The following is a 17,519-nucleotide window of genomic DNA, read 5'->3' as shown; positions in this document are numbered from 1 at the left end:
GATCAACGGCCTCTACAAGACCGAACTGATCAAGGCCCAGGGCCCGTGGCGGACCGTTGACCAGGTCGAAGTCGCCACCCTCGAATGGGTCGACTGGTTCAACCACCGCAGGTTGTACGAGCACTGCGGCGACCTGCCGCCCGCGGAGTACGAGGCCCTCTACTACCGTGATCACCGAACTCAGCCCATCGCTGAGTTCTCAAACTCGTAAGTCTCCAGACATGCCGGGGCGATTCATTCAGCTCGATGATGACTCAGTCATCGCCGCGCACCTTTCTCCACTTGCGAGAGGCGGGACCGTCGTAGGGCTTGGCTGAGCCGGTGTCGTTGTACTCGCCGCATATCTGACACTTCAGCTTCTTCTTCGTCAGGAGTGCGCCGACACCCACGAGCGCCTTGGAGCGGAATGTGCGCTTCTCGGTGAACGCGTCCTTGGCGCCACAGTTCCAACAGCGCAAGTTGTTGTGTTTGTCGATTCGAACGTCTTTCACGCCCGCAGGCCCCCCTAGTACCTTGCTCGCCCCATGCCCCGACGGGCGGCTGATGGATATATGAACCGGCATAATAGACCAATTGGTCAGGTTGGCTCCGACCTTCGCCTGCGCCGTCAATCTCGTCGCTTTCGTCGGACCGACTAGCGGCGTGCCAGTGGTGCTTTGCCAGCTGAATGAGCTCGCGGCCCACCAAGACCAAACCTGGCGACCGAGGGACCCGCGGTGCGGGACTACGAAGAAGGTAGCGGGGTGAGCCGGCGGTAGATCGAGCGGTTCGATGACCTCCGGTGAGCGGCCACGGTGGCACGGTTCGGGCTCCTTCGGGTGGGCTGGGACCGGCGACGGCACGCGTCATCCGACGGGGCGCGTGGTGACGAATCGGTGCGGGCCCCGGTCCGGATCATCGTCAGGCTCTGGCACACTCGGTCATCGACTACATATACGCCCGCCTGGCGGAATTGGCAGACGCGCCGGATTCAAAATCCGGTACCCGTGAGGGTGTGGGGGTTCGATTCCCCCGGCGGGCACCGAACCGGGACGTGACCGTCTACCCGGCTTGGCCCCGCACCCGGATGATGTGTCGCCCCGCCTCGCGTCCGCCGGCATTGCACACGCCGGGTGGCCCGCCCCTTCGGCTGATAGGTCGGTGGGATCGGCGGAGCTGTCCGTGTACCGCGTATCTGGGCTCGGCCAATTGCAGGCCTTCGTGGGAGCGGCAGATGGATGCGGAGGGGTGTGGTCGGCGGTGGCCGTTTGGTGGATTGTCGGCTGCGGCTGGAACACTGAGCGCATTCGATCGGGTGGCGGGTGCCGTCAGCGTGTGATGAGGAGCGGTGGTTCGTGAAGGCCGGCCGATGCTCGGGAACTCGAGCAGGTGCTCACGCCACCGATCCAGTACGTCGTTCCGACGTGGCTCGGGAGGTAGCTTGGCGGCGCGCCAGACACGCACGCTCCTATCGCTGTGCTGTGCTCCCTGCGCGATGTGCCGGGCGCATACGATCGTATCGAGGTTGGCGACTACTACCGAGAAGGCCGATGACACACGATCAGGACGTTCAGTTCTATGACCGGCAGGGCAGGGCGATCACGCGCGATGAGGCGCGCGATCTGATCAGGCAAAACCTCGATCATGTTGCTCGATCCACTGTCACCGATGCAGCAGATTGGACGCAGAGTTCGGTGGTTTCAACGATCTGGGTGGGAGGCGATGTGGAGCTCGGCGACTACCCGCAGCCCATGATCTTCCAGACTGCGGTGTTCGACGCGAACGGCAAGCGCATCGACATCATTCCCTCCGCGACCGAAGAGCATGCGATGCAGGCGCACCGAACGATGGTCGAAGAACATTCGAAGAACATGGTCGATCCTGTCGTCGTCGACATCCTGGCGACGGACAGTTAACTCGAGTTGACGTTCGACTAGCCGTACATCCCAGTCTTCTACAGGCGTATCGGATTTCCGGTGGATCCGGCTTTGGCGCATCGGTTTAGCTCTTCTCTCGGTATGAATCGCCACAGTGCCTCACCCCCAAGAGGATTTGGGAGCGTGATCATTCACGGCCCCGGTGATGTTGCGGAAGGTTCTGGTGCCTCGATCTGTCGAGACAAAGCGGCAGGCGATGCTATGGGGCGGATCGGGTAGTTCGTGCGTGGTGAGCGTCACCGTCGGCGTGCGGCTGCGCATTTGACGAGAGCCGATGTCGTTGGGGTGTGCGAGTATCCGGGCTATGGGCAGAAGCAAAGGCCGCGAAGGGAAGGCGCCGACACCGGTCGGCAGCAAACGTTAGCGTGTCGCCCGGGCCGGGCTGGCCCGTGTCGAGGAATTTCTGCGGACGGCGACGACGATCGAGTCTGCCCGGCCGCTGACCCCACGCGAACGCGAGCTGGTCGGCGAGGCCCGGCGGCTGCGCCGACGGCTGTACGCCCGCCTGGGTCCGAAGACTCTGCCCGCCGGGAAACACGCGGTGTGCGTCGGTCGCCCCGCGCCGGCAGGGGGCGTGCGCTCAGTCATCTCGGGTGGGTTACCCGGCTGAGGACAGCCACCGCGCCCGGCCAAGGTGCTGATATTGGGGATTACGACGTCGGCTCTGCTGGCATCAGTCGGCACATGACCCCCGAGTGATCGCTGAGCCGGAGTTCGGTGGAGTGCCCGGGCCAGGTGCGCAGTTCGGTGCACGTCGGGTCGGAGGCGACGTGGTCGATCAGCGGGCCGTGGTCGACGTCGCCAGCGGTGTGGATCGTCCACCGGTCTATCACCTCGGCGAGGCGGGCGGCGACCCGGACCGGCTGACGGGCCCGGGGGATGCGCTGGTTGAAGTCCCCGGCGACAACTGTCGGGATGGCCGGGTCGAAGCGGGCGGCGAGGGTGTCGAGTTGGTCGAGGCAGTCGAGGTGCTCTGACCACGCCGTCGCGTCCTTCCGTCCGGTGCTCACATGCGCGTGGGTCCACGGAATGCACACGGCGACGATCCGGATCGGCCCGCCAGGTGCGGCGGTCAGCGCGGTCACCACCCGCCCGGCTGCTCCGCCTGTGGTCAAGCGGTCGACATCGGTGAGCGGCCAGCGAGACCACAGCAGCACCTTTCGGCGATCCGGCTTGCGCGGGTACCCCCAGTCGTCGCCGGCGTCGACAACGTGCCCGCCATCCGGCAGGAGTCCCCGACGCCCTTCGGTGACCACGATGACGTCCGCGGCGGTGGTGGACAGTCGCTGGCGGACCATCGAGCCCCTCGGGCCGTCGGCAGGCGCCCACTCGGTGTTCCAGGTCGCGACGGTGATCTCGGTGTTGTCCACGCTCGGCACCCTACGGCGGCCCTTCGACCTGCAGGTGTACCGCCGGTAGCCGACGAGATGACACCGCCTCTGCTTCCCGCGGTCGGCGCCAGGGCCGAACCAGTGCCAGGTGGCGTCCGGGCGGGGCCCCATTGCCCCCGCGTTCCGACGGCCGATCATTCAACGGCTTGCAGAGGGGGGAACCCCGCCTGGACGAGCCGACGGTACGCGCCGGCGGCGGCGCACCGCACCCGGATTTCGCGGCTCGTCCACGCGGCCAGTTCCGGCGGGCCCCTCTGCCGATAGTCGCCTCGTACGGGGGCGGCCGCCACACCCACAAGGAAAACGGGCAACTCGTCATCGGCATCCGGTCCCACCGGTTCTTCGTCAGCCTGCACCAGCGCGACGACTACACCCCGCACACACCCACACCGAAGGAACTCGAAGAGCAGCGCACGTGGGAATGGAGGCGGCCCTCGAAATGGGACACCACACCGGCAAACGGCTGAAGCTGTGCCTCTACGGTGACGTCTTCCACGGGTGGGAGAAGCAGTGGGACGACTCGAAAACCCTCAAGGTTCGGATCGAGGACCATCTGGCCGACGCCATGGAGATGATCGAGAACGCGGTCGACCGGGAAGAAGCCCGCAAGGCGGCCGAGCAGCGGGCGTTCGAAGAGAAGAACCGCAGGAGAGAAGCCGCCGAACAGCTCATCGCGGGCTGGCACACCGAGAACGTGCGCGCCGAAGTGCTCGACCGGCAACTCGCCGCCTGGCAGCACGCGACCGCGCTGCGCCAGTACCTCGCCGCGATGTCAGTCCGGATCGACACCCTCGCCGACGAGCCCGCCCGCCAGGCGGCCACCGCATGGCTCCATTGGTGTGAGCGGCACGTCGACTCCTGCGACCCGCTCCACCGGACTCTCGCGATGCCCGCCATACGGTCAGCGACCTGGGAAGAACACTCCGCTCTGCTCCGGGAGATCATGGCCGAGCTCGCTGCAGATCCCGTCCGCCGCGAGCCCTGACGTGCACAGGTCGGGCGGGAGGGCCCGGGCGGGCAGCCGATCACGCGGCACTACCCGATCGACAGATCCATACTTTAGAAGTACTTTTAATATATGAGTGTGGATGAGGTGACGTTTTCGGAGCTGCAGTTGCAGGGGAAGGCGACGGTCGAGCGGCTGCGCYGCTCGCCGGCCCAGTCGCTGCTGGTGCGACGTCGTGACGCCGAAGATCTGGTGTTGACCACGGCGGCGCGGGCGGAGCTCGAGCACACGGCGGCGTCGGTGACGACACGGATGTTCGTGGCGTTGATGCAGCGCGATCCGCGGGCGCGGGAGTTGGTCACCGATGTGCTGCCCGAGGTGTTCCCGTGGGTGGCGTTCCTCTCCCGCGAGGAGGTGCAGGAGTTCGTCGTCGAGCTGGTGGCAACGCTGCGGGCGGCGGAATCGCTCGACAACCCGGCCCCGGTGGTGCAGGTGATCGAGGCTTGGCGGCACACCGCGGAGGTGCTGGCCGACCCTGAGCTGGCGGCGATCCTGGCGGCCGACACCGATGAGGACCTCGGTGCCGTCCCCGCCCCGGACGCTGCGTGAGCCCGAAACGCGGCGACCGGGTCGCTCCACCCGCAGACCCGGCCGGTGGATGGGAGCTACGGTTCGCCACCACCGACGCCGTCAAGGGCTGGGACGCACTGTGCCAGCAGGCGCCGGCGAACACCCTCACCGCCTGGAACGAGCTGCGCTCACACCCCGACACCCCCGCGCCGACCCCGCGGCACCACCAGCTCAAAGGCTCCCTCGCCACAGCCTCCCACGGCGGGGCGGTGATGGAGCAGTGGCAGTACGAGGTCACCGCCGGCGGGCGGATCTGGTACCTCGTCGACAGCCCCCGCCGCACCCTGTGGATCAAAGCTGCCAGCACCGGCCACCCCAAAGCAACGGACTGACTGCGCCGCCACAGGCGCAGTCGCGCTGGGGAACGCCCCGCGAGCCCCGAAGGGGCAGCTCGTCCACAGCCCGGTGCCCGCACTGTTCAGCGTGGCACCGGACTGTGGAGATAGATCGGGTCGTAGCGGTGGAACTTCAGGTTCCGGTCCCACCAGTGCAGCGTCCACAGGCCGGTGCGTTCGATGTAGTGCAGTCGGGCGCCCGGGAACCGGGTCCACTCGGTGCCGAAATCCGGATGCCAGGGCGGGCGGCGCTCGCAGATCGTCACATGCCGCGGCGCGACGTCGCACTCGATGCGAAGCTCACCGTGCAGATGCTCCGGGATCCGGCTCGCGCAATACCGCCGCACACGCTCGACATCGAGTTCAGGAAGCCCCGCTCCACTCACGACCGGTCATCCTCCACTTCGCTGTGCATTTGGCGCAGGACAAAGTGAGCGCCGGGCACCGGTGTGGTCGTGCCAGTCGCGCTGCGCGTCGGGGACCTAGTAGCGACTACATCCAGTCGGAATCAGGGTCGTAGAACGAGGCCCTATCGTGGATGTCGAGGAGGGTGGTGCGGCTTGCGTATCCGAGGACATCGTGGACCAACTGTGCGATCCGCTCGTCAGTGGGCTGTGCACTGTTGCCTCCGCTGACCGTASTTGGATGCAACCTCGTCCACGTTTTCTGCTCCGCGTTCCACTTTGCTGGTACCAGGGCGTGGCTGAGGCCCTCGCGTAGATGCAGGAGCATTGGCGGAGCGGTGGCGTCGGAGAGATCAGTGGCCCACTTTCGTGGGATTGGGACCACGCCGTGACCGTTTACCGTGCCGAACAGTGCGACCACCGTGACATGGCAGACAGCGGCGCTGACCCCACCGTCGGTCAGGTCACCGAACCTGTTCCCGATGACGTCGAGTCGGATTCCGCACCGATGGTTCGTCGGCCCGTCCTCGGGTGCTGGCCAGTGGACCGCAGGCTTCGGTCCGCCGCCCCACGGAGGCATCGGAGGGGCGGATGGGGGACGACCGATGCTGCCGTTGGACAGATTTGGGCGAGGCACGGTGGCTCCTATGGGGCGGAAGTGAATGAGGATCGGGACAGAAGGCTAGCCTCGCCCACTGACACTGCCAGGCGGTGTCAGTGGCCCGTCGTACTGTCCTCGATGCCGGAGGAGTTCACGCATAGGGCGAGAACCCGTGCCTCCACCCACCGGGGGTGAAGGTCGGCCCGAGATGGTGCCCCGGCAAACCTGAAGGGACCCATGATGTCCGCCGAGAGTCCATGTTATGTCTACGTTCTGCGCAGAAACGATAACCAGCGGATTGTTTACGTCGGCATCGGCGACAACTACAAAAGGGCCGTCGACCCGCACGGCGACAACCCGGCCCTTGCCAAACTCATCATGGCCGGGAAGATCGCCACAGAGACCATGCGTTGCCCCAATCGAGTTACCGCAGAAGCCGTCGAAGCGGCCATGATCAGCGCCTTGTCCATCCCCGGGTCGTTCAACTTGCTGAACCGGATCGCCGGGCACGGTGACGGATTCACACCGTTGGGAGTGCCTTCCGCTGCGGCCGGACGCCGCCTAGTCGATCCGGCATCGTTACCCGAGATCGGACGTGAGGCCGGTGGCATCCTGATCGTCCGCACCGGTGAGACCCGCTTCGTACATGACACTCGCAGCCCTATCGACCCGACCAATATCGACGACAGGGTCGTGGCCGCGGCGGTGCGCGGGGTCTGGCAGATCCCACAACACACCATCGACAACTGGGCCGCCGGCACCCCCGATCGCCCCCGGATCCTTGCCGGACTATCCGGGCCCAAACACGACCGGTACATCTGCGCGGCAATGGAAATCGACCACACCGGCTGGGGTCGCGTCACCACCGGAGACTCACTCAAGACGATTCCCCTCGTCGGAGAGCTCCCACTCGCTCACACGTTAGAGGGTGAGGGAGACTCAACCGCTGCCGATCTGACCGGGGTCGATGTCGATGCAGCGCAGCTGCGAGGGCGCCGGATCAGCGCCGACGTGACCTTCTCGTCGGTTCCGTCCGGGTACTGGATCTGGGTCGGTCCGGACGGAACAGTCCACTTCCATCAGCCGCACCACTCACGCCGCTAGAGATAGGGGTCTCCGTAGTTTCCACCGGAATCCGGGTGGAAACTACGGAGTGAACCGTCCCGCGATGGTGCAAGGCAAAAGGCTCTTGCTTGGACCGGCCTAGGCGTCGAGTTCGCTCATCTTGCGCCGGAGCCGCGCGGCCTGCTTCTCCGCCCGCGCGGCCACCGCTTCGGCTCCTCGCTGCTGTCGAGTGAGTTCTCTGGCGGCACGTGCTTGCTCATTCCATGTGGCAATATATCGGTCCTGCAAATACCTCTGTCCCGTAGCTACATTGATGTAGGAGTGACGGCTATCTAGCATGTCCATCACGTCAAGCCGTTTTTTTATCTCGCGATCAAGCGCGTGCGCTCGCTGCCAACACTCCTGCGCTTTGCATTCGGCTTTGTCTAGCCTCGCACGGAGTTTCGCTTTCTGCTCTTGCTGAGCTGGAACATATTGCTCAGCGTAGATCTGGCTGTTGGCGTAGACGGCGCCAAGTAGATGCGTGGGTGGCGAATGGTAGTTGGTCGGGTCGGGGACCTGATAGACGGCGCCGCCATTCAAGCAGGTGAGATCGCTGACTGAGTTGCTTGGGCTTAGATGGAGGGTCCCGCCATCCACGACCACCCGCCCGAGTGACGAGCCGTAGGCCCAGGTCGTAGTGCCAGGACCGACAAGGACGTGGGGCCGGTTGTGCGTTCGGGCCGGGGACGTGACCACGACGTTTTGCAGTCGGAGCGTGGAGCCCGAGCCGCTGACGTGAACCGCGAGGGCAGGCTTGCCGAATTTGGAGCACTCGATCGTGCAGTTGCTGAGGGAAGAGGTGCCTTGGAACGTGAGCCGTCCGCCGGTGAGGATCGCTCGCTCAGGACTTCCGGCACCCCTGATCGCAAGGCTGACGTACTTGTCGGCGCCGAAGTAGTACTTTCCTTCAGCGAGGGTGATCTGGTCGCCGGGCTTGGCCTGTGCCGCTACCAGTTGAAGTTCGGCAGTCAGGGCAGTCGTCTTGACGAGCCCTTCCTTGCGATTCGCAGCCTTTCCCACGGCATGTGTTGCCATTAAGCGGTTCGTCCCCCGAGAGCGTCAATTTACAATCTCACATGCGTGTCGGATTCGCCCTCACAGCTGACGGGCGTGAAGCTGACTGACTCGACGAACGCTCCACGGCCCGCTACGGAGCTGCCGTCCCGAAATCGAACGGTTCCGGGACACCATCGTCACTGCCGCGGTGGTCGCGGCGTGGTCTGGAACTTCGGTGCCCTGAAAACCTGTTCTGCCAGGTCTTCGCGGTCAGGAGGGGAGCTGATTGTCGGCTGACTCGCTCCGACGAGCTTCGCTAGTCGGACCTGCGTGTAGTCGCACCGCAGTCGCGTAGTTGGTGCAGACACCGCAGGCGTTAGATATGGGCTGCGGTTTGGCGGTCTTTCCCGCGGCGCAATTCGGCAACGAGCTGTTCTGGGTCGCGCATCTCTTCTATCGGTGATCTGATACTCCCGGGTGGACGAGGGCTGGTTTTTTCGAGATGCGCTGGTCGAGACTCCGAAGTCTGCCTTGGACGGAAGCTCTGGATTATCGGAAATCCAATCACGCGGCGCACGCCTACACCGGGAAGCGCGGCGACGAGGTGGCAGGGTGTCGCGGTGACCGGGTCGTTCTGGGCGTGACAGCAGGGTGGCGGGCATAGGCTGATCCGTATCGTTCGGCCGCCACCGGTGTTCGGGACGCGGGGTGGGCCGTGTCCGGGAGGTGCACGGATGACACGACAGCTACGACGAGCACTCGTCGCCGGGGTCGGGGCCGGGATCGTGGTGCTCGCGGCGGGCGGGCCGGTGGCTGCCGCGCCGGTCGACACCGTCTTCCCGATTCCCCTCGCCGGAGTGGGGATCGTCGTGCCGGGCCTGCCGAGTGCGGGCGCCGGCTACCTGATCGCCGGCACCGACACCGCGATGCCGGGCGTCACCCGGTTCCGGCCCGCCGGCATCTACTGCTGCGTCGTCATTCATTGGCGCAACCTCTCGACCGGTATGGCCGACTCCGTGTACCTCGGGTATCCGAGCGTCGACGCCTACACCGGGCCTGGTGTCGTGGTCGCCACCGTCACGCCGCCACCCGTGACGCCCGGGTACACGCCCGTGGCGATACTTCCGGGTGCCGGGATCTGGACGGTTCCCTGACCGCTCACCAGCGGCGACTCGGACTGCGATCGCCGATACGGCCCCAGGACACCTCCGCCGGCCCGGGGTGCCTCGGACCGAACCGATACCTGGTGGCGTCCGGGCGGGGCCACGCTCCTCCGCGTTCCGACGGCCGATCATTCAACGGCTGGCAGAGGGGGCTCACGCCCGGACGAGTCGACGGTACGCGCCGACGACGCCGCACCGCACATTCATGCGGCCGCCCCGCGGGATCTGCTGCCGATCGGACTTTCAGGCCGGCTGGGGCACGGCATGTTTCGGGCGGCGACGCCGCAGCGCCACGGGCATGGACCGGATACTTGGCTGGCGGCAGCGGCGGGGCCGAGGAGCAGCCCTGCGCGCCCGACCATGTCGGTGCCCTGGTCCACCATGTCCTGCATGACCGATGACTCTCCGGCAACACCGAGCCTTCCAGGCAGCGATGATGTGGCCGTCACCTCCGATGCCTGGTCACAGATCATGTCGCATATGCCGCCGACCGAGGATCGCCGCGCACGCGAGCGGGAGATCGCGGCCCGACGGCAGCGAGGGGTGGAGGAACTCCTCGCCGAGGGTCGGTATCCGACGACTCCGCTGCGTTTCGTGAAGCGGATCGAATCGCCGTCACCCGGAATGGAGATCGTCGAAGCCTTCCCCCGCTACGACGGGGYCATGGTCGTCGACTGGCGTGACGATACCGGTCACCGGGTGATCACTGTTGAAACCGAGGTGGACTCGATGTCCGGCATCTCGGAATCGAGCTTCCCGGAGGACGTGGACTACATCGTGCCGATGCCCGGGGGCAACTGGCTGGGGACGCAGGTGCGTGTGCAGGAACCCGACGACGACGATGTCCCGGTCACCGCGTGGGTACTCTCACCGCACGGTGAGGTCGTGGCCAGCGGATGCTTCGGTGACGCCTCTCTCCGCCCCGTGGTCGGCGCGGCGGGGCAGATCTGGGTCACCTACTTCGACGAGAAACCGTTCCGGGGATGCGACGGTGCCTGGTACCGGACCGAGGACGATCGGTGGGAGCTGATCGAGGGATCGGTGATCCGACTCGACGACGTCGCCGAGAACAGTGGATACGGTCGCTACACYGCCRGCTACACCGGAATGACGGTGTACGACACCAACCTCGAGGTGATCGACCGTCACACGGGAACCGACATCGTCGAGGTCTACGCCACACACACCGACGGAACCCGATTCTGGTACGTCGGCTACCCGGACTGGGTGATCGACAGCCACGGGCCCGATGGCCAGCGACGGCCGATCCCCGACCCCATCTACAAGGGCGCGCCCCTGATCGCGTCGGGTGATCAGCTCGCCCGATTCGGCGGCGGCGGGCCACACCGTGACTCGCTGTTCGTGCGGCGCCCCGGCGAGGCAGATGCCATCAGCATCGTCACCTTCCCCGACGGCCGGCCCCTCGAACAGGGCGACATCGCGACGTGGGGCCCGTACCTGCACTACTTCAACGGGCCCGACTGGTATGTGACGACGGTGTTCACCGACGATCACCGCCCCTGAAATCGGAATTGAACTCACCAGCCACCGATTCGCGGCGGATCCGACCGGACGAGTACTGGTATCGGGTGACGTCGGCCGTCGCTTCTTTGACCGCCGGCAGCCGGGCTCTTCCCGTTCAGCGTGCGTTGATCCGTTCCTGAAGCCGGCCGGAGTCGATCAACGACCGCAGGACGCAGCGGTCGAGATTACGGAACCGGGGTTCCCGGAGTACTCGCCGAAAATCGGGCGGGGTATCAAATCTGCCCCTGGTCATGTCCCGCGCGAACGGAGGAAACATGGGCCAGTACCACTCGCTGATCAACGTCGACACCAAGGAGTATCTCCAGCCGGCCTCCGTCGGTGGGGACGCGAAGTTCGGTGGACTGTCGAACTGGCGTTTCTCCGTCGGGTTCTGCCTCGCACTTCTGATCGCCCCGCGGGGCCCCTGGCACGGTAGCCGCTTGGTGGTCGTCGGGGACTACGCAACCGACGGCGAGATGGAGCCACAGTTCCGGGCATCGACGCTCTACGACGGACGTCTCGAGCCCGAGAACGGATTTCGTTCCATCGAAGTGGAAGCGCGGGCGCTCGCGGAGGCCACCGGTGCCGTCTCGTATTCGGATGTCTCCGAGCCGTTCTACGGCTGCTGCGATGCAGTCAGCGAACCGAACGACGGCTGGATACCAGAGCCCGGACCCGAGATGGTGGTGGTGATCATTTCCCGCCGGGAGATGATTGATCCGCTGTGCTTCGGCGACGGACCGTCGCTGCTGGAATTCGGCCCCACCGGACATGGCGGTGTCATGACAGCAACCCTGACCGCACTCTCGGTCTCCACGGGTCGGGACGGTAGCTGGGGCTACGCCCCAGGCAGGGTCGCCATCGTCCATAGGGAGGACAGCACCGGTTTCACGGACATATCGGCTCGTCTTCGCGACGCATGGTCGGATCAGTTCGAATACCGGATCGGATCCGACGGCACAGTGACCAGGTTCTTCGCCCGCGGGGATCGTCCGGTTCCCGTGATCTGCAGTCGACCGGACAGGCCGTGACGACGATGCGCAGTCCCCGGCATCGGCGCAGGGTTCCCGCCGGCAGCAGCCCGAGCCCGTCGTTTACGGCCGCCGATAAGGCGCTCTTATGTCAGGTGCGAAGGCGCGCGAAGGTTGTTCGGTGCTGCTCGCGGATGGGCGTCGGTGGCGGCATCTACGATCACGCTATTCGCCCGAAACGGTCGGGCGTCAGGGTGGGGAGTCCTTTTCGATGACAGAGCCGTACGTGTCTTCTGAGCAGCCCACGCCGTCGGGCACCCGTATGTCGGGTCGACGTGTGGGGAGCATTCTGACTTTGGCGGCCGCGGTCCTGCTGGTCCTCATCTCGGTGCCGCTGATGTTCACGACGATGCGCACCGAGGGCGGCAACTGTGGAACTGTCTGGGCGGCGTCGGATACGTGGACGTTCAAGTCCACCTACGACGGGCCTGAAGGGTATTTCCGCAGCAGCCGATCTCCCGAGGCATCCGTTCGTGCCGCGGTCAACGACTTGTGGGCGGACATGCAGCGTGGTTCCGATGTGTACGACGCCTGCGAGAGCCTGCACGAAGATCGACGGACGTTGCTCTTCGTGCTGAGTGGGATGACGGTGGTGTTCCTCGGTGTCGGTGGCGGATTGTGGATGGTTGACCGGCGCAGAAGCTAGCGTGTTCCCGACCCTGGTTTCCTCCCGGTGACCACTGCCCATGCAATGACGGGGTCAGATCCGAATCTGCAGGCATCGACGCCGAGCTGAAGTGGGTCCAGGCAGGGAGAACGCCACTCGTGTAGGGCGGTGCTTGTCGGGGGTGCAGCAGTTGCTCGGCAACGTTCACCCGTCAACTTGGATGATCGGTTCGGCGCTGCTCATTGGTGCGGGATCTCAGGAAAGCGGGTCAGGGTGTCGGGTTCGGTTCACGACGTTATCGAGGCGGTCCGTCAGGCACCGGCGAACTCGGAGCGCGGCACCGAGTTCGAGTAGTTGATGGTCCGCTACTTCCAGTTGGACCGGATGCTGTCGCAGCAGTACGACGAGGTGTGGCGGTGGATCGACTGGCCGGGCCGCGACGGCAAGCCGGACACCGGGATCGACATGGTCGCGCGAGAGCGTGACACCGGCGCGTACACGGCGGTCCAGTGCAAGTTCTACGAACCGACCCACACGCTCGCGAAGGGCGATATCGATTCGTTCTTCACCGCGTCGGGGAAGAAGCCGTTCACGAACCGGGTGATCATCTCCACCACCGACTGGTGGTGCCGCAACGCCGAGGACGCCCTCGAGGACCAGACGACCCCGGTGCAGCGGATCGGGTTGGCTGAGATCGCCGAGTCGCCGATCGACTGGGACATCTCGTGGCCAGCCGGTGAGCTGCACGTCGAGCTGTCGGAGGCGAAGCGGCACTATCCGCGCCTGCACCAGCAGGCATATAAATCGAGCAGGGTTGCACTTGCAAGCAACCTCGAACGAATGATCACCGTCTACAACCGCGCCATGCCAACAGATACGGGGTGCGATCCGCAGACGACGACTGGACCCTCGAGTAATCAGCTGGAGCCGAGGATGGCGAAAGCTGGCCGCGAAGGGAACCCAGCTGGTCTTCGATCATGAGGCAGTTACAACTGCTTCGTACCGCCCGTTTTTCAAGCAGCACGTCTACTTCGACAAGCAACTGAACGAGTACGGGACTGCCCCGAGTTCAGTTGACTTGACCTGCCCCAGGGTTTCTTATCCGTTTCGGTGTGAAGATCGAGCCGTGCGATCTCGGTGCGTGACTCCAACGGCGCCGAATCGACTCGGGTGCGCGCAGCCCCGACCGCGGATCAGCGGCTCGCGACGATGTCGCACGGGTCATCGCAGGCAGGCCCGCGGACGTGATGCTCACCCACGACGCCCCGGACGCCCGTGGCGGACCCCGGCTGTGCACTCCGTGTGTGCGGGTAATCCAGGAGGCTGGTCGACGATGGCGCTCGCTTACGCGGCGATCGGCCGGCGCCGGCTGACCGTGGCCGCCCGTGCGGTGCAGCCGAAACTGCTGGTGCACGGGCACTACCACCTCGCTGATGAGGCGGTAGTCGAAGCGCCGGGTGGTTCATGTCGGGTGATCAGCCTTAACTGCGAAGGCCGACGCGGAAACCTCCGCTTCCTCGATCTTTCTACGCTGGAGTCCGTTCCGGCCGACGACCGAAAAGGGCTCTGACCAGGACGTGTTCCGGTTTCGCGCAGGAAATCGAGAAGGCCGCAGCCGTAGGCTGCGCCCGCGTGCCGCCGAGCCGGTGAGGGAAGGGCCCTGGAGGATCTGGGCTGATTGAGAGTTGAAGCACAGTTGCCGCGCGCTGCGGCGCTGGTGGCTAGGGTCGGCTGCGCGGTGCCCGGGCTCATCCCCGACTGTGYTCGGGCACCGCGTTGCACGAAGGGCGTCCCACCCCCGACGAATGGGAAGACCTCGGCTGAGATCATCCCAAGATCAACGTTGCATCTACGTTGGGACCGGCCGCCCCGACCCGGACAAGCAAATGCCCCACGCCCCCGGTGGCCGGCGTCTCCAACGATGACCGGTGGAGGCATGGCCACCTGTACCTGGGCGTCACTCATCACCGCGTCGGCCCGACATGGTTCTGACCTCGGCGCGTGGGGTGTATGCCCGTACCGGTGGCCGGGTCGATCTGGACCGCGTCGAAGCGAATGCGTGGGGGCTGGCGATGGCTTCCGCCGACTTCGGAGGACGTCGAGCGCGAGCCCTTCGACTCTGTCGCCCATTGCGGACTGCTGTACGAGAACCAGCTGTTCGACAAGAAGGTTCGAGCACGAGGCAAGATATAAGCCGTGAACTGGGTAGCGGCCTCAGATGCCAAGGGCGCCCACACACTCAGCAGGAGAGACCTGAAACGGCCAGTGGATGACCTTGCGGTGGCCCGAGTCACCAAGTTCATCTCGAACGTGGTGAACGACAAGTTGGGCAGTCGCCTGGAGAATCCGTATCAGGACTTCACACTGGCGGATCTGGGGACCGAGGAGGATTGGTCTCAGATCCTCACTCTCGGCTTGGCTCCCTACCTGGCCGAGCTGATCGCGCAGACCTGCGTGTCAGGTTTGGACGAGAAGTACCCCGGGATGTCCGCCGTCCGGCGCAGATGAGCAGTATCGGCAATCTCCCACCGGAGTTTCTCGGCTTCGACTTTGATCCCGAGCCTGAGCACCTGGCTCTGGCGGCAGAGATGTTCGACGCCGCGTTGCAGCAGACGGGGACCGAGCAGGTCAAGGCGAAGATCGAGCGGCTCGACGGAGATGGCCAGGCCAACGTAATCCTGAACGCAGTCGGAATGTTTACTGTGCTGGTCAAGCTGTTTGATCAGCTGTCGACTGGAATCCCAGGCTGACGCCCAAGCACACTGTGGTCGGTCACCGAACGCGCGGCTGGGGTTCCCGCTGACGGTGGTTATCGAGCGACGTCGCCATCGGCGGTCRGCATCACACGCGGCCGGCCGCGGCCCGAGTGGTGCATCCAGCTCACGAGTCAGTCCATGCGGGCAGGCGACGATCTTCGGTCTTGCCGGGGCGCTCGCCATCGACATCGCAGCCCGGGCGGCCGGGATGTCGGTCAGACAGCTCTTCGTCCTGCTCACGGTGGCGCTGTTCATCGCGAGCGCCATCGCCACCGGAAGTGCCCTGTTGGCCACCCGGAATCGCTTCCGGGCGCGGTGACCGAGACTCGCGCAGGGTCGCTGCCGCATTCGTTCGTGTCGCCAGTGTTGGGTACGGTCCCATCGGTTTACTGGCTGGTTCGGTGAGGAGGACAGATGGCGTGGAGTGAGCACGAGATCGACGAGGTGCTCGAGCAGGCGATCCGCACTCTCCGGGGTAGCGGCGACACCGAAGGCGGTGTGTACCTGACCGTGCCGGCCGCCGAGCTCTCGAAAGAGAACATGAACGTCCTCGGCGACCTCATCATCGAACACGCCAGCTGCCAAACCGATCCCGACTACACCGGATCGAGCGCCGACGTCGCAGGCACCGGGCACGCGTTCACCATCATCGACCACCACGCCACCGCCGACGACGGCGTCGAATACACCGCGACCTTCGTCGACGTCACCGATACAGCCGTGGAAGTCAGCGCGCTCGATGGATGACGGTGCCGACACCGGAAGCCACCCGGTGCCCGCCAGCCCCCACACGCCTGTGTCAGCGGGCCCGGTGGGCGACGGCCGCAGCAGAGATGAGCGTGACTACCGTGTGTCGATTCGTGGCGGCATCCTGATCATCCTCGCAGCGTTCGCCGTGGTCTATCCGATGAACAGCACCGGCTGCTATCAGATCCCGGCGATTGCCGCCGCGTTCATCGTTGTGTTCGCGTGCGCGTTGCTCTCCGAGAGGACCTGGCGTCGAGCCTGCGCGATGATCAGCCGAGGCGCTGCCGCGGTCGGGTTCACGCGCCCGGCTACCGGCTGGGCGATGACGGCAGTTCTCATCGCGATCGCGTGGCTTGTGCAGGTACTCCTCATGGCCGGCGTCTTGGCATTCGATGCCGGTGAACTCACGATGGCGCAGCAGGAGGCGAACGACGCCCGTACGGAGGCGGCAACATCCGGCGGGCTGGTTGGCGCGCTCGCTTTTTCGTTCATCTCCACGGCCCTACCGGAAGAGCTCGTGTTCCGTGGCCCCGTACTGCTCGCCCAGCGTTATGCGTCCCATCGCGCTTGGGTGCTCCCGGGGGTGACCGTCAGCGTCATCGTTCGATTCGGACTGGCCCACTACAAGATCGGGTGGGGCAACGTCATCAGCGCTGGCAGCGGAGCCGCCGTCCTCACAGCGTTGGCCTTACGCACGTGGTCGATCTGGCCGCCGATCCTCGCTCACGGAATCTTCAACGCGGCAATCGTTGCCTTGGGCTGAGCGCCTGCGATATCGAGCGCGTCGCGGCTGTACCTGTGCCGGCGGTGGCCGCGGAGCCGAATCGCGGACCGGATGTCGCGTTGGAATACCGACCGGTAAGTTCCTAATGTCCGGTCTGGTTGTCCGGGCGCTGTTGATTTTGGATTGGGAGGATCCCCCTGATGGCTCGTCGTATCGTCGCCACCACCTTGTTGACCGGAGCAGCCCTCGCTGCCGCGCTCGTCCAGCCCGCCGCCGCRGGAGCAGTAAGCGATATCCCCGGAGGGCTGAACTACCCGGTCGTCTACAACATCCACGTSGAYCACAATCTCGGTGTCGCCGCGCAGCGCAGCGGTCTCCCGCAGGCGCTGCACGCCGCCGACATCCGTGTCCCGATTCCGGGCTGGGAGCTCGTCATCAACAACCACGCGTGGGCGACCGACGAGGCCACCCGCTACGCCGCCGCCGCGCCGAATCACTGCGCAGACATCGCGCTGCGCGCGAATGGTGCACGCTCGTACGTTCAGGCCGACACCTACCCCTGCTGGCGAATGGTGCACGCTCGTACGTTCAGGCCGACACCTACCCCTGCTGACAGTTCCAACGGCCGGCCGCGGCGCAGC

Annotated in this window: 21 protein-coding genes, 1 tRNA gene and 2 pseudogenes; 20 read left to right on the top strand and 4 right to left on the bottom strand. The window is 65.5% G+C overall.

Going from position 1 to position 17,519, the window contains the following annotated elements; genetic code table 11:
* Window positions 1-211, top strand: a 211-nt coding sequence (locus tag AB4Z09_RS27305; protein WP_442241191.1) for an IS3 family transposase, incomplete at its 5' end; no start/stop codon positions are given.
* 43 nt (window positions 212-254) lie between these two features.
* Here AB4Z09_RS27305 and AB4Z09_RS27300 read toward each other — a convergent pair.
* Entirely contained in the window at window positions 255-611 is a 357-nt protein-coding gene (locus tag AB4Z09_RS27300; RefSeq protein WP_442241190.1) for a hypothetical protein, read from the bottom strand.
* A gap of 326 nt (window positions 612-937) precedes the next feature.
* Between AB4Z09_RS27300 and AB4Z09_RS27295 the strand changes: the two genes are divergently transcribed.
* Both AB4Z09_RS27295 and AB4Z09_RS27290 read left to right on the top strand, forming a co-directional pair.
* Window positions 938-1,021, top strand: a tRNA-Leu gene (locus tag AB4Z09_RS27295).
* 508 nt (window positions 1,022-1,529) lie between these two features.
* Window positions 1,530-1,895 carry a hypothetical protein gene (locus tag AB4Z09_RS27290; protein ID WP_442241189.1) on the top strand — a complete coding sequence of 122 codons (366 nt, stop codon included), beginning with the start codon at window positions 1,530-1,532 and terminating at the stop codon, window positions 1,893-1,895.
* A 671-nt stretch (window positions 1,896-2,566) separates the two neighbouring features.
* On the opposite strand, the gene AB4Z09_RS27285 is transcribed toward AB4Z09_RS27290, so the two are convergent.
* On the bottom strand, window positions 2,567-3,286 hold the full coding sequence (locus AB4Z09_RS27285) for an endonuclease/exonuclease/phosphatase family protein (protein ID WP_442241188.1): 720 nt from the start codon (window positions 3,284-3,286) through the stop codon (window positions 2,567-2,569).
* A 167-nt stretch (window positions 3,287-3,453) separates the two neighbouring features.
* Here AB4Z09_RS27285 and AB4Z09_RS27280 point away from each other — a divergent pair, with 167 nt between their 5' ends.
* The 4 genes from AB4Z09_RS27280 (at window position 3,454) to AB4Z09_RS27265 (ending at window position 5,215) form a co-directional block, all read left to right on the top strand.
* Window positions 3,454-3,774: a hypothetical protein gene (locus AB4Z09_RS27280; protein ID WP_442241187.1), complete on the top strand. Its 321-nt coding sequence runs from the start codon at window positions 3,454-3,456 to the stop codon at window positions 3,772-3,774.
* Window positions 3,747-4,292 (top strand): hypothetical protein, encoded by a 546-nt coding sequence (locus AB4Z09_RS27275; RefSeq protein ID WP_442241186.1) that lies wholly within the window; start codon window positions 3,747-3,749, stop codon window positions 4,290-4,292. Before AB4Z09_RS27280 ends, AB4Z09_RS27275 begins: the two co-directional genes overlap by 28 nt.
* 93 nt (window positions 4,293-4,385) lie before the next feature.
* Window positions 4,386-4,862 carry a hypothetical protein gene (locus tag AB4Z09_RS27270; RefSeq protein ID WP_442241185.1) on the top strand — a complete coding sequence of 159 codons (477 nt, stop codon included), beginning with the start codon at window positions 4,386-4,388 and terminating at the stop codon, window positions 4,860-4,862.
* Complete coding sequence (locus AB4Z09_RS27265) at window positions 4,859-5,215, top strand: hypothetical protein (RefSeq protein WP_442241184.1); 357 nt, start codon at window positions 4,859-4,861, stop codon at window positions 5,213-5,215. The genes AB4Z09_RS27270 and AB4Z09_RS27265 overlap by 4 nt, the downstream gene beginning before the upstream one ends.
* An 86-nt stretch (window positions 5,216-5,301) precedes the next feature.
* Here AB4Z09_RS27265 and AB4Z09_RS27260 read toward each other — a convergent pair whose 3' ends face one another.
* On the bottom strand, window positions 5,302-5,604 hold the full coding sequence (locus tag AB4Z09_RS27260; protein WP_442241183.1) for a DUF3024 domain-containing protein: 303 nt from the start codon (window positions 5,602-5,604) through the stop codon (window positions 5,302-5,304).
* A gap of 856 nt (window positions 5,605-6,460) precedes the next feature.
* Here AB4Z09_RS27260 and AB4Z09_RS27255 point away from each other — a divergent pair.
* The gene (locus AB4Z09_RS27255) at window positions 6,461-7,327 is read left to right on the top strand and encodes a hypothetical protein (protein ID WP_442241182.1); all 867 of its coding nucleotides are present in this window, start codon (window positions 6,461-6,463) and stop codon (window positions 7,325-7,327) included.
* Between the two features lie 99 nt (window positions 7,328-7,426).
* Here AB4Z09_RS27255 and AB4Z09_RS27250 read toward each other — a convergent pair whose 3' ends face one another.
* Window positions 7,427-8,365 (bottom strand): hypothetical protein, encoded by a 939-nt coding sequence (locus AB4Z09_RS27250; protein ID WP_442241181.1) that lies wholly within the window; start codon window positions 8,363-8,365, stop codon window positions 7,427-7,429.
* 695 nt (window positions 8,366-9,060) lie between these two features.
* Here AB4Z09_RS27250 and AB4Z09_RS27245 point away from each other — a divergent pair.
* From AB4Z09_RS27245 to AB4Z09_RS27190, 12 genes and pseudogenes are all read left to right on the top strand, one after another.
* Window positions 9,061-9,480, top strand: a complete 420-nt coding sequence (locus tag AB4Z09_RS27245; RefSeq protein WP_442241180.1) for a hypothetical protein — start codon at window positions 9,061-9,063, stop codon at window positions 9,478-9,480.
* A gap of 399 nt (window positions 9,481-9,879) precedes the next feature.
* Window positions 9,880-11,013 (top strand): hypothetical protein, encoded by a 1,134-nt coding sequence (locus AB4Z09_RS27240; RefSeq protein WP_442241179.1) that lies wholly within the window; start codon window positions 9,880-9,882, stop codon window positions 11,011-11,013.
* 275 nt (window positions 11,014-11,288) lie between these two features.
* The gene (locus tag AB4Z09_RS27235) at window positions 11,289-12,044 is read left to right on the top strand and encodes a hypothetical protein (RefSeq protein ID WP_442241178.1); all 756 of its coding nucleotides are present in this window, start codon (window positions 11,289-11,291) and stop codon (window positions 12,042-12,044) included.
* Between the two features lie 277 nt (window positions 12,045-12,321).
* On the top strand, window positions 12,322-12,690 hold the full coding sequence (locus AB4Z09_RS27230) for a hypothetical protein (protein ID WP_442241177.1): 369 nt from the start codon (window positions 12,322-12,324) through the stop codon (window positions 12,688-12,690).
* A gap of 234 nt (window positions 12,691-12,924) precedes the next feature.
* Window positions 12,925-13,446, top strand: a pseudogene (locus AB4Z09_RS27225) (restriction endonuclease); the annotation flags it as partial.
* Window positions 13,447-13,525: 79 nt separating this feature from the next.
* Window positions 13,526-13,651 (top strand): annotated as a pseudogene (locus AB4Z09_RS27220) (hypothetical protein); the annotation flags it as partial.
* Between the two features lie 333 nt (window positions 13,652-13,984).
* Complete coding sequence (locus AB4Z09_RS27215) at window positions 13,985-14,221, top strand: hypothetical protein (RefSeq protein ID WP_442241176.1); 237 nt, start codon at window positions 13,985-13,987, stop codon at window positions 14,219-14,221.
* A gap of 710 nt (window positions 14,222-14,931) precedes the next feature.
* Window positions 14,932-15,159, top strand: coding sequence for a hypothetical protein (locus AB4Z09_RS27210; protein WP_442241175.1), 228 nt, complete (start codon window positions 14,932-14,934; stop codon window positions 15,157-15,159).
* Window positions 15,156-15,401, top strand: coding sequence for a hypothetical protein (locus AB4Z09_RS27205; protein ID WP_442241174.1), 246 nt, complete (start codon window positions 15,156-15,158; stop codon window positions 15,399-15,401). The genes AB4Z09_RS27210 and AB4Z09_RS27205 overlap by 4 nt, the downstream gene beginning before the upstream one ends.
* 420 nt (window positions 15,402-15,821) lie before the next feature.
* Window positions 15,822-16,154, top strand: coding sequence for a hypothetical protein (locus tag AB4Z09_RS27200; protein ID WP_442241173.1), 333 nt, complete (start codon window positions 15,822-15,824; stop codon window positions 16,152-16,154).
* Between the two features lie 64 nt (window positions 16,155-16,218).
* Entirely contained in the window at window positions 16,219-16,917 is a 699-nt protein-coding gene (locus tag AB4Z09_RS27195; protein ID WP_442241172.1) for a CPBP family intramembrane glutamic endopeptidase, read from the top strand.
* Window positions 16,918-17,078: 161 nt separating this feature from the next.
* On the top strand, window positions 17,079-17,519 hold a 441-nt coding region (locus AB4Z09_RS27190; RefSeq protein WP_442241171.1), incomplete at its 3' end, for a hypothetical protein.

Source organism: Rhodococcus sp. TAF43, from assembly GCF_052113525.1.
In the GTDB taxonomy this organism is placed as follows: domain Bacteria; phylum Actinomycetota; class Actinomycetes; order Mycobacteriales; family Mycobacteriaceae; genus Prescottella.
This window is presented reverse-complemented; position numbering and strand designations above follow the sequence as displayed.